This is a genomic window from Halobacteriovorax sp. XZX-3, assembly GCF_043196495.1.
Taxonomy (GTDB): domain Bacteria; phylum Bdellovibrionota; class Bacteriovoracia; order Bacteriovoracales; family Bacteriovoracaceae; genus Halobacteriovorax_A.
The window spans coordinates 1,706,004-1,717,746 of the sequence record NZ_JBEBMO010000001.1 but is presented as its reverse complement, the minus strand read 5'-3'; the positions used below and the strand labels follow the sequence as shown (position 1 = coordinate 1,717,746).

General features: G+C 37.6%; 12 protein-coding genes. 10 read left to right on the top strand and 2 right to left on the bottom strand.

Annotated elements, in window-relative coordinates:
* The first annotated feature begins 29 nt into the window (after window positions 1-29).
* The gene (locus ABMA70_RS08180; RefSeq protein WP_146037893.1) at window positions 30-494 is read left to right on the top strand and encodes a hypothetical protein; all 465 of its coding nucleotides are present in this window, start codon (window positions 30-32) and stop codon (window positions 492-494) included.
* Here the strand turns inward: ABMA70_RS08180 and ABMA70_RS08175 are convergent.
* Window positions 412-1,413 (bottom strand): tRNA dihydrouridine synthase, encoded by a 1,002-nt coding sequence (locus ABMA70_RS08175; protein ID WP_392990516.1) that lies wholly within the window; start codon window positions 1,411-1,413, stop codon window positions 412-414. The genes ABMA70_RS08180 and ABMA70_RS08175 overlap by 83 nt on opposite strands.
* Before the next feature lie 80 nt (window positions 1,414-1,493).
* Here ABMA70_RS08175 and ABMA70_RS08170 point away from each other — a divergent pair, with 80 nt between their 5' ends.
* The 6 genes from ABMA70_RS08170 to ABMA70_RS08145 all read left to right on the top strand — a co-directional run bounded on the left by ABMA70_RS08170 (window position 1,494) and on the right by ABMA70_RS08145 (window position 6,733).
* The gene (locus ABMA70_RS08170) at window positions 1,494-1,907 is read left to right on the top strand and encodes an NUDIX domain-containing protein (RefSeq protein ID WP_392990519.1); all 414 of its coding nucleotides are present in this window, start codon (window positions 1,494-1,496) and stop codon (window positions 1,905-1,907) included.
* Window positions 1,900-2,676, top strand: a complete 777-nt coding sequence (locus ABMA70_RS08165; RefSeq protein WP_103218735.1) for a hypothetical protein — start codon at window positions 1,900-1,902, stop codon at window positions 2,674-2,676. The genes ABMA70_RS08170 and ABMA70_RS08165 overlap by 8 nt, the downstream gene beginning before the upstream one ends.
* Entirely contained in the window at window positions 2,673-3,152 is a 480-nt protein-coding gene (locus ABMA70_RS08160) for a hypothetical protein (protein ID WP_103218736.1), read from the top strand. Before ABMA70_RS08165 ends, ABMA70_RS08160 begins: the two co-directional genes overlap by 4 nt.
* Window positions 3,153-3,359: 207 nt before the next feature.
* Window positions 3,360-4,706 carry a hemolysin family protein gene (locus ABMA70_RS08155; protein WP_103218737.1) on the top strand — a complete coding sequence of 449 codons (1,347 nt, stop codon included), beginning with the start codon at window positions 3,360-3,362 and terminating at the stop codon, window positions 4,704-4,706.
* 102 nt (window positions 4,707-4,808) lie between these two features.
* Window positions 4,809-5,810 (top strand): NAD(P)/FAD-dependent oxidoreductase, encoded by a 1,002-nt coding sequence (locus tag ABMA70_RS08150; protein WP_392990522.1) that lies wholly within the window; start codon window positions 4,809-4,811, stop codon window positions 5,808-5,810.
* Between the two features lie 182 nt (window positions 5,811-5,992).
* Window positions 5,993-6,733, top strand: coding sequence for a hypothetical protein (locus ABMA70_RS08145; protein ID WP_103218739.1), 741 nt, complete (start codon window positions 5,993-5,995; stop codon window positions 6,731-6,733).
* On the opposite strand, the gene ABMA70_RS08140 is transcribed toward ABMA70_RS08145, so the two are convergent.
* Complete coding sequence (locus ABMA70_RS08140; protein WP_103218740.1) at window positions 6,711-7,019, bottom strand: 2Fe-2S iron-sulfur cluster-binding protein; 309 nt, start codon at window positions 7,017-7,019, stop codon at window positions 6,711-6,713. The two genes, ABMA70_RS08145 and ABMA70_RS08140, sit on opposite strands and share 23 nt — an antisense overlap.
* Before the next feature lie 117 nt (window positions 7,020-7,136).
* On the opposite strand from ABMA70_RS08140, the gene ABMA70_RS08135 reads away from it, so the two are divergent.
* The 3 genes from ABMA70_RS08135 (at window position 7,137) to ABMA70_RS08125 (ending at window position 11,741) form a co-directional block, all read left to right on the top strand.
* Complete coding sequence (locus ABMA70_RS08135) at window positions 7,137-8,243, top strand: Glu/Leu/Phe/Val dehydrogenase dimerization domain-containing protein (protein WP_021265862.1); 1,107 nt, start codon at window positions 7,137-7,139, stop codon at window positions 8,241-8,243.
* Window positions 8,244-8,355: 112 nt separating this feature from the next.
* Window positions 8,356-9,447, top strand: coding sequence for a hypothetical protein (locus ABMA70_RS08130; RefSeq protein WP_103218741.1), 1,092 nt, complete (start codon window positions 8,356-8,358; stop codon window positions 9,445-9,447).
* Between the two features lie 116 nt (window positions 9,448-9,563).
* On the top strand, window positions 9,564-11,741 hold the full coding sequence (locus ABMA70_RS08125) for a thiamine pyrophosphate-dependent enzyme (protein ID WP_103218742.1): 2,178 nt from the start codon (window positions 9,564-9,566) through the stop codon (window positions 11,739-11,741).
* Window positions 11,742-11,743 lie beyond the last annotated feature (2 nt).

Genomic DNA, 11,743 nt, shown 5'->3' with positions numbered 1-11,743 from the left:
CTTTCTTTTTTGGAACTTCTGGAGATGAGATGAAAATTGGAATTCGTTATTATTTATATTTTCTTCCGGCATTGATAATTTTCTTTATTGCATCCGCTATTTTTAGTTTTTCAACTGAAGAATATATATGTTTCTTTACGGCCATTTCATTTGCAGGTCTTTACTGCCATCCAAACCGTGACGAATACTTTGAAGGACGTACAAGTCGCTTCAACTTTGCCAATGCGGTTATGAACTTTTATACGATCTTAGAAGACCGTATTCCTGATAACACTTGGGGGAATGTCGTCCTTAGACATCTACCAGGTTTCTTATTTTTCTTGCTAGTTGGTCTTGTTGGGATTTCAACTCAGGCGCGAATTGTTTACGTCGTTGGTGTGCTTCTTTTTGAAATAACATTTTATTTCTTTATTAAGAATAACTCGCCACAAATTGATCTAGATGAGCACGAAACTCATGAATGTTCTGAGCACGAAGAAAACGGCCACGAATAGTTTCAAAATTTTCATAGTCATCAAATAGATAGCGGCAAAATGCCTTAAATCTTTTAAGAATAGTTGAATCGACAAAACCATACTTTCGATATTCTTTTTCTAACTCATAAAAGTAGAGGTCTAGATTTTGAGCGCGTACCTTTAATAGAAATTCGTCACTGATGAAATCTAAATTGCCTTGATACTCTTTATAGATTGAAGCAAGCCATGGTGTCTTAAGTGCGCTTCGACCACACATGACAGCATATGGATTGCATTGATCGAAGATTCGATTGATATCTTCAATAGTCCAAATATCTCCATTGGCAATGATGGGAAGATTGGAAAGTTTGACGGCCTTTTCGATATAGCTCCAGTCAGCTACGCCTTTATATAGCTGGTCTCTTGTACGAGCATGAATTGTGATTCCATCAACGCCACAATCTTCAAAAAGTTTTAAGAGATCAAGATAGAGACTATCATCGCGATATCCAATTCTAATTTTAACTGTAAAAGTATTTTTAAAACCTTCTCTAATTTGCTTAATAATTTTTTCAAGGGCCTTAAGGTCAGACAAAAGATAGGCACCACCTTTATTTGAATTCACCTTTTTTGAAGGACAGCCAAGATTCAAATCGATATGGTGATAGTTCATTTCGCTGATAAGTGAGATGGCCTGCTCAGTTTGTGCAATTTCAGAAGTGAGAAATTGGTAAGCCGTTTGATTAGTATGGGCCTTTTTTTGTAGATAAGACTCACCAAAGTGTTTGATTAATGTTTTTGCGTGAACATTACCAACAGATGGTATTCGATAAAAATCAGTATAGTAATAATCCCAGTCGCCAAATATTCTTTGAATGACCTCACGATATGGGCCATCCGTCACACCTTCCATCGGAGCGAATATGATTGAATTTTGTTTAAAGGGTAATGTACTCACCCTTGGTTTATAAACAATAAAGGCGCAAAAAGCTACGTTGCTTTTTAACATTTCAAAATTTTTAGGGTAAAAGTTTATTTATGGAAATCGCAATTGTAATCCCATATTCAATTGAAAGTGATGGGCTTGTTCTTTGGGGACAAGTTAGAAAAGAAGATGGCCCACTCGATGGCATGATCGAATTCCCAGGGGGAAAGATCGAGTCTAGCGAGAGTGTTGAAGAAGCCGCTCGTCGTGAGTTTATGGAAGAAGTTGGTTTTGGATTAAATAAAATTAATCTCTTCACTCAGCTCAAACATGAATATTCAGACCGAAGTGTTTTCTTATATGTCTATGTTACTGAATATACAAAAGAAATGAGTCTGATCAGTCAAAAGATACCTTTTGAAAACGCTCAAAATGTTGTAGAAAACCTTAATATTCCAGCAGCAAATAAAATCATTATCATGCGCTTAGTTGAGCATTTTATACGAGAGAGTAATTTGAATGAGTAATACATTTGAAATGGCAAAGTACTTCTTCTTGGCCCTGGGCTTTGGAGTTTTTACTTTCGCACCAGTAGCAAATTCTAAAATGACAGGTGGAGGCTTTCAAAAGCTTTTATCAACGACTTGTCTTGTGAGTTTATTCTTTGCGGCCATTGCTCATATTGTAACTGGAAATAGTGCAACAGACTTAGAAGCAATCCTTCTTTATATCAGTACAATATGCATCCTTTTTCATCATCAGTTGCATAATCACTATGATGAGAAGAATACTGCTCTTTGGATTTTATATGCGATCCCAACTTTAATTGGCTTTTACGCTCTCTATCTTTTTCAAGATAAGAACTTAGTGAATTACCTATATATTGGCTCTTCTGTTTACTATCTTGGTGCTATTACTTATGCCATGATCTTAGGTCACTGGTATCTTGTTACACCAAAGCTTTCGGAAGTTCCTCTTAAAAAGGCTACTCTCGCTATGTGGGTACTACTTGCTGTTAAGCTTGTTTGGTCTGGATTTGAGCATACTAAACTTGGGCCTTACTTAGTTACTGGAACTGAACTTGGTGGCGGTTATGCTTTCAATTGGCTAATGGTTATCATGCGTGATGTTTGGGGATACTTGGTTATTTTTGGAATGAGCGTCTTTGGATGGAAGCTTGTTAGTATGCGAAGTATTCAAAGTGCGACAGGGATTTTCTATGCCATGACAATCTTTGTCTTTATTGGTGAAATGATTGCGATTTATTTATTTTATACATATGGGTTACTACTATGATGGAAATTACTTTAACTTGTGAAGAATGTGGTTCAGCTGTTTCTTTTCACCCTAATAAAGAGGTGACAGAAGTTGAGTGTCAAATTTGTCATACCAAAGCTCCTGTGAAGATGAATGAAGAGCACGAACAGGGTATTCTTAAGGATTGCCCATGTTGCGAAAGAAAGGATTTTTACAAACAAAAAGACTTTAATCGAAAAATTGGGGTAATGCTCTTTGTAATTGCAGCCTTAGCGACTTTATATGTGGCAACAACTCAATATGCCCCATATTCTGTGGCACCTTTTATTATTTTATATGTATTTGATTTTGCACTATTTAAGAGACTTCCTCCTGTTGTTATTTGTTATAAGTGTCATACAATCTTCAGGAAGGTCAGTAATATCAATGAGATATATGATTTTAACCATGAAATGAATGATCGTATTGTTTACTCGGATCATGACTTCAAGGGCGAACAACTCGATCATCACTAGGGTTTGTGGCTCAAATCCTTGAAATTTGTTGGTTTATGATGTATTGAATCATATCAGAATTACTGATAAAATATTTATATCTAAACGAAGGGGTAGCTCAATATAGATTCCTACCCGTAACAAGGAAACTCCTTATAGAACCTCCGCTTTATTGTTGTTACTTCTTAAAAAAAATCTCAACGAAATTTACTAAACAAGGACAAGGCAATGACTGATGTAAGCAGCCTTGAGATTGTCCTATTAATAATCTGCTTTATTGGCTCAGGTTTCTTTTCTGGTTCAGAAGCAGTCCTACTTTCGATTCCTCACGATCGTGCTAGCCAGCTTATTCAAGAAGGTGGTGCAAAGGGAAGAGCAATTGCATTTATGATTGATCGCCCAAGTGAGATCCTGACGACAATTCTCGTTGGAAATAACGTCGTCAATATTTTTGCCTCATCATTAACGACAGTTCTTGCCACCCGTTTATTTGCGGATGATGCCATTGGTATTGCAGTCGGGGCGACAACTTTTGTCATTCTAATTTTTGGTGAAATTATTCCAAAGACATTTGCACGAACGCACGCTGAAAGCTTATCTCTTTTTGTTATCCGTGTTCTACAAATTTTTTATTATCTACTTTATCCTGTTATTAAAATTATGGTTTGGCTTATCCACACTGTTCTTGGTGAGAATGCTCAGCTAACAGGAAGAATTGTAACGAAGGATGACCTTGAGTTTATGATTCAAAAAGCAGAGAAAGAAAATACGATTGATCATAAGCAAATTGATCTTTTTAACTCAATCCTTGAATTTCCAAAGATCAAAGTAAAAGACATTATGATTCCTCGTAAGGAAATCAAGAGTATTCAAGTTAATAGCTCATATAAAGATGTAATTAGTGAAATTGAAGAATCAATTCACTCACGTTATCCAGTTGTTGATGGTGAGATTGATAATATAGAAGGTTTCCTTCACGTCAAAGAGCTTGCTTTTTTAAAGAGGTCTGAGCGTGACAACTTTACTCTAGTTAACCACTTAAGAGACCCATTCTTTGTTTATGAGCACATGAAAATTCAAGCAGTTTTCGACCATATGAACCGTAAGAAAGTTCACATGGCCCTGGTAAAAGATGAGAACGGTTTAATTGTTGGTATCATTACACTAGAGGATATTATCGAGGAAATTCTTGGCGAGATTCAAGATGAACACGATGATGATATTGATGAAATTACAAAGGACTATCAAGAGAGTGATCTTATTGAAGGTGTTGATATCGATGGTGCAACCAATTTAAGAGATCTTGATCACGATTACGATATTAAGATACCACTTAATGATAATTATTCGACTCTTGCTGGCTTTTTACTTGATATGCTTGGAAATAACTTTCCTGAAGCAGGTCAGATTATTATATGGGAAGGCTATAGCTTTGAATTAACTGAAGTCTTTGACTATGAAATCAAGCAAGTTAAGATTAAAGATGTTGATGGGGAGAAACACTTCTTCTCTAAGAAAGAGGCCAAAGAGGCCACTGAGAATACTGACGATCTGTTAGAAATTCCTGTTAAATAATCCAAATTAACATAAATTTAGCTAAAGCTTACATAGAGGGAATCTATTAGATTCCCTCTTTCTGATAGACTATACTAAATATGAACTAGTCATGGAGTAGTTATGTCTAATAAATTTCAAATTGCAGTAATCGGTGGTGGCGCGGCCGGAATGATGGCCACTCTACGCGGTGTTTTAAATAATGATTCAGTTGTTCTTTTTCCTGGAACACCTAAGGATAAGAAACGTTCTCGTGAGAAATGGGTATATAAAGTTGAAAATATGCCTGGTACTCATAAATATAAAAAAGGTATTGAAGAGCCTAACAAAGAAACTCTTGAGTGGATTGAACAATCTGAATTTAAAGATAATCTGACTTTCGTTAAGGGAAAGGGTGTTACTGAAGTAACAAAGTTAAGTGACGGAAGTTTTGAGTTAATCGATAGTGCAGGTGAAAAGTATCAAGCAGAGTATGTTGTGCTTTGTACTGGAATTATGGATGTTCAGCCTCATTTTAACGATAGCATCAAACCAATTCTACCTTTTGCAAACGCTCAAACTGTTGACTATTGCCTGCGTTGTGATGGCCACCATGTTTATGACAAGCATACTTCAATTATTGGTCACACTTCTGGTGCAGCCTGGGTTGCAGTGATGCTTAAAGAACGCTACAACACGCCTTCAATGTCGATCTTAACAAATGGTGAGACTCCACAATTTGATGAAGAGACTCAAAAATTAATCAAAGCCTATAAGATTGAAGTGTTCACTGAAGCCATTGTTGATATTCTTGGTGATCGCAAGAGCGGAATAATCGAGGGTTATAAGTTTGCTAGCGGAAGAACGCTAGAGTCTGCCTTTTCTTTTGTTTCGCTTGGAACAATCGTTTATAATGAACTTGCCAAAGCTATTGGTGCTGAAATTGACGGTAGAGGCTATGTTCTAGCTAATGATAAAGGTGAAACAAATATTGAAAACTTTTATGTTGCAGGTGATTTAAGGGCCAACCGTAAGAAGCAAATCTACACAGCTTGGGATATGGCCGTTGACTCACTTGATGATATCAACGCCAAAATCAGAAGAAAGAAAAGGGCAGCGTTATTAACTTCACAAGGTTTAGCTTAATTATATTAATTGTCCTGACTACAGTAGTAGTCAGGGCACAAAATAAGACAACTCAATACCGAAGTCTTTATCAATCAAAACAAGGCTTAACAGAAGCCGAACTAAAGAATCTTTCAAATCTAACTGTTGTTTTCCTTCCTGGAATTCTCTCGCAATCAGCAATAGAGGGTTCAGGTCAGATCGTGAATCTTTCGTATTTCACAGGTGATTACTTTCGCGACTATATGGATCTATTAAAAGAACATAAAGTAAAATTCAAAAGAATAGTCGTTGAATCAGAAGATCCAGTTAGTAAGAATTCAAAATTTATAAAAAATGAGATTGATAAGATAAATGGCCCAATACTCGTCGTCAGTCATTCTAAAGGTGGACTCGAGTTCTTGGATGTACTTATTAATAATCCGCAGGTTTCTAAAAGAGTTATTGGTTGGGTTTCAATGCAATCGCCTTATCATGGTTCGGTCTTAGCGGATTATTTTATTCAGAGCTCGTTTAAGAAAACTGTTATGGGGTGGCTATTTGCGCTGCTTGGTGGTGATGTTAGCGGAATGGAATCAGTTGGAACAAAAATTCGTTCTGATTATATGCAGGCCAATGCTGCTAAAATTGAAGCGGCACTTGAAAATATTAACCTTCTTCAATTTATTACATTCATCAACGAGCAAGAAGGAAGAGAGACATCACTAGAGATTAGTCGTAACTTTATTTTTGAAAGAGTTGGGCGCAACGATGGAATGGTTGATTTAAGATCTTCATTACTAAAACCTTATCGCCATGTAATCATTAACGACGTGGATCACTTAACAACAGTGCTAGATCAAAAAAATATGGACTTTCTAAAAGGTGAAAATGAATCTTGGAGATTTGATCGCAAGCAACACTTTCGTGCAATTCTTCAACTTATTTTAGAATCGAAATTTTAATATCACCTGTGACTTTTGCACGACAAGCTAGACGGATATTACCTTCTGCAACTTCAGTGTGCTCGGGAGCGATGGCCTCAATTGTATTTTCTTCGATAATTCCTGGCTTTTGTAGATTGCAACTACCTTCGATAATTTGAATACGACATGAGCCGCATGACCCACTTAGACATCCATGGGGTAGAGTGAGACCTTGATCTTGTATTGCGTCAAAAATTGTCTGACCTTCTTCGATTGTAAATTCAGTTACTTGCTCATCATTTCCAATTAGTGACACTCTGTGCATACAGTTTTCATCCTTGAAAGTTTATTGTTCTTTTCAGCTCTAATAGCACTATTTTAGCATCATTAATTCCTGCGTAAATTCAGGTAATTATTGCAAACTTTCTAAGGAGAAAAAACAATGCCTAGTTTTGAGAGATTATACAAAGACGGACACGAAGAAGTTATCTTTTTTAGTGATCCAAGTTGTAACCTTAAGGCAATCGTAGCGATTCACAACACTGTACTTGGACCAGCTTTAGGTGGAACAAGAATGTGGCCATATGAATCAGAAGAAGAAGCACTTAACGATGTTCTAAGACTTTCGAGAGGTATGACATATAAGAATGCTGTTGCTGGATTAAACCTTGGTGGTGGTAAAGCTGTTATCATCGGTGATCCAGAAAAAGATAAGTCAGAAGCTCTATTCCGTTCTTACGGACGTTTCATGGAGTCATTAAACGGTCGTTATATTACTGCAGAAGACGTAAATATTAGTGTTGATGATATTGAGCACGTATTTACTGAAACTAATAACGTAGCTGGTGTTGCTGAAATCCACGGTGGTTCAGGTAACCCATCTCCATGGACAGCACGTGGTGTTTTCAGAGGTATTGAAGCAGCATGTATGAAAGTTTATGGAAACCGTTCACCAAAAGGTAAAGTAGTAGCACTTCAAGGTGCAGGTTCTGTTGGACGCTACCTTGGTGAGTACCTATACAATGAAGGTGCAGAAGTTTACGTATGTGATATCAATGAAAAGAACCTTGAGCTTTTCAAGGAAAAAGTTCCAAATGCAAAAGTTGTTGGGATCGATGAAATCTATGACGTTAAAATGGATATCTATGCTCCATGTGCACTTGGTGCAACAATCAACGATGACACAATCGATCGTCTACAGTGTAAAATCGTAGCTGGTGCTGCAAATAACCAACTTGCAGAAAACCGTCACGGTAAAATTCTTAAGGAAAGAGGTGTTCTATACGCTCCAGATTATCTAATCAATGCTGGTGGTGTTATGAACGTTTCAATCGAATTTGAAGGTTGGTCAGAAGATAAAGCAATCAGAATGGTTGATTCAATCTATGATACAACTCTAGAAGTTTTCAATATTTCTGAAGAACAAGATATTCCAGTTTACCAAGCGACAGATATCCTTGCTGAATCTAGAATTGAGTCAATCAAGAATATCCAAGGGAAATTCCTAGGTCACGTTGGACATAGATTCCCAGGTAGAAAAAAGCGTTAATTTCAATCAAGATTTTACGATATAAGGGCCCGTTTTTACGGGCCTTTTTTATGCCTAGAGGCACTTTGTGCCACGAGTTAAAATCAGTCGCTTCTTAAGGTAAAATTAGCCTGTGAAGAAGTTGATTTTATTTTGCCTATTAATTCACTCAAGTATTTTTGCAATACAGTTTGAGGATGCAGTTTTTCCAGAACTCATTACGTCTTCTCGTGCACTTGCCATGGGAAATGCCTTTATTGGTAAAGTCGATGATGCTTCAGCGGCATTCTATAACCCTGCTGGACTTGGTACTTATCGAGGCCGTCATTTCCATCTTTCTAACTTCCAATTTGAGACGAATAAAGGTTGGATGGAAACGCTTTTTGGTGGAGATGTAACTGGTAATGCTGGTGATTTATTTGAGGCCCTATCACTTGAAGGTGCTAGAAAATTACTTAATCAAAACAAGGGAACAGTTGCTCACAGCCGTTTTCAAATGATGCCAAATTTTGCGACTAGATATTTCACGATTGGTTATATGTATTCAGTTCAGCAAAGAACATTTATCGGTGATCAGGTTGGTGACCAATTTGAATACGCCCAAAGAACAGATACTGGTCCGTATGCAGCTTTTAACTTTTCTCTCTTTGGAGGAATTTTTAAATTTGGTGCTTCTGCTACTTATTTATTTCGTAAAGAAGCTGTTGGACAATCGGATCCAAATACTCCACTAGCATTGGCGGATGATGATTATAATCGCGGAAGAATGCTATATCTAACAACTGGAATGAGAATAACTCTTCCAACGGCCTTTATCCCTACGCTTGCTGTTGTTAGCCACAATACAACAGGTGATAGTTTTAAAAAAATGAATGGTGCTGGAGCCCCTGATAAAGTTAAACAAAGTTATGACCTTGGGCTTTCTATTACGCCACAACTTGGTAGAACTGTACGCGTTCACTTAGAAGTAGATTATAAAGATTTTTTAAATGCTCATGATACAGTGGACTTCAAAAGAAAGCTTGGGCTTGGTCTTGAGTTTGATCTACGTCGTATCTTCTTCTTGAGAATGGGCTACGGCGATGGCTTCGGTTCTGGTGGAATTGGTATTCGCACTAAGAAAATGGAGTTCGATCTCTCAACTTATGCTGTTGATACAACAGATTCTGACTTCAGAGGTAAGGTCGATCGTCGATATGTTTTAGGAATTTCTAGTGGCTTCTAGCCAAATACCTCTAAATAGCTGAAATCCGTCAAATATTATTTTAAAATTTAATGCACAGCATGTGCACCTTTTGCACTAAAATTGGTAATCTAGCTCCACTTAAAAAGGGGCGTTAAATGCTTGATAAAACTGCAAAAGGATCAAATGTGGGTTCTACCAACTTAGATAAGAAAAAAGAGATTATTAAAAAATACAATCTTTCGAAAGAAGATCTTATTTGGATGCTTCGTAACGTTTTCGTTTCAAGAAAACTAGACGATGCAGAGATCACAATGAAGAAGCAGTCGACTGCGTTCTTTCAAATTTCTGGTGCAGGACACGAAGGTGTTTTATCTGCTCTTGCAAAAGTTCTAAAGCCTGCGCATGACTGGTTTATCCCATACTACCGTGATAGAGCACTTTGTACTGGTCTTGGTGTAACTCCATATGAAATGCTTTGCCAAGCTAACGGAAATATCGGAGACACGGCAACTCACGGGCGTCAGATGCCTGCTCACTGGGGTAACGTAAAACTAAATATCGTTCAAAAGTCTTCATGTACTGGAACTCAGTTCCTTCAAGCATGTGGTGTTGCTGAAGCAGGACTTGCACTTAAAGACCTAAAAGAAAAACACAAATTTGATACTTCAAAATTCTTAGTTGAAGATGCTGAAGTTGTTTATACTTCATGTGGTGATGGAACAATTGCTCAAGGTGAGTTCTGGGAAGGACTTACAACTGCTTGTGCTAATAAGCTTCCAGTTCTTTTCCACGTTGAAGATAATGGTTATGCCATTTCAACAATTACTTCAATGCAAACACCAGGTGGATCAATTTCAAAAGCACTTGATGAATTCCCAGGTTTAAAAATCATTGAATGTGATGGTAATTGTCCAATTGAATCATACAAAGCAGCTGAAAAAGCAGCTAAACATATTAGAGAAGGGAAGGGGCCAGTTCTTCTTCATTCTCATGTAACTCGTCCATACTCTCACTCTCTTTCTGATGATCAATCAATGTATCGTACGAAAGACGAGTTAGCGCAGGAAAAACAAGTTGATGTATTTAACTCATATCCAAAAACTCTTATCGCACTTGGTGTGATGACTGAGAAAGAAGTTAATGATCTTCTTGAAGAAGTTTCTCTAGAAGTTAGACGTGCAATGAAAGAAGCAGTTGATACTGAATGGCCAGCGCCAGAAACTTCACTTGATCACTTATACTCACACGATATTGATCCAACTTCTTCAGACTTTGAAACTCAAGGTACTTTTGAAGGAAAAGATGATGTTCCAATGGCGTCAGCTATCAATGCTGTTCTACGTTCTGAGTTCTCTAAGAACCCATTACTAAGAATGTTTGGTGAAGACGTTGCAGACTTCTCTGATCTTGAAAGACTTAATAACCCAGACCTTAAAGGTAAGGGTGGTGTTTTTAAAGTTTCTTCAGGTGTTCAAAGAGCATCTTTAGAAGGACAAGTGTTTAACTCACCACTAGCTGAGGCAAATATCATCGGTCGTGCAATCGGTATGGCGATGAGAGGACTTAAGCCAGTTGTTGAAATTCAATTCTTTGACTATATCTGGACTGCATATATGCAACTTAAGAACGAGATGGCGACGACTCGCTACCGTTCAGGTGGAGACTTCAAGTGTCCAATGGTTGTACGTGTTCCTATCGGTGGATACCTAAGAGGTGGATCGATTTATCACTCTCAGTGTGGAGAGTCTCTATTCACTCACGTTCCAGGTATTAGAGTTGTCTTCCCTTCAAATGCGGCGGACGCTGCTGGGCTTTTAAGAACTGCAATTAGATCAGATGATCCTGTTATGTTCCTAGAGCACAAGCACCTTTACTACCAAGGTTATAACCGTACTGCAGATCCAGGTGAAGAGTATATGATTCCATTTGGAAAAGCTCGTATCGCAAAACAAGGTGCTGATGCAACTGTGGTTGCTTGGGGAGCTCTTGTTCAAAAATCAATTGATGCTGCTAAGAAAATCGAAGCAGAAACAGGTAAGACTGTTGAAGTTATCGACCTTAGAACTCTTGCTCCATTTGATATGGATGCAATTAAGAAGTCACTTGAGAAAACAAATCGTCTTCTTATTTGTCACGAAGAAACTAAGACTTCTGGTTTTGCTGGTGAGATCGCTGCATGTGTTAACGAAGAATGTTTTGAGGCCCTTGATGCTCCAATCCTTCGTGTTGCTGCAAAAGACTCTCACGTTGCATACTGCCCAACTTCAGAGGATTTCATTCTTCCACAAGTTGCAGACGTATACGAACAACTTAACAAACTTTTAAATTACTAATA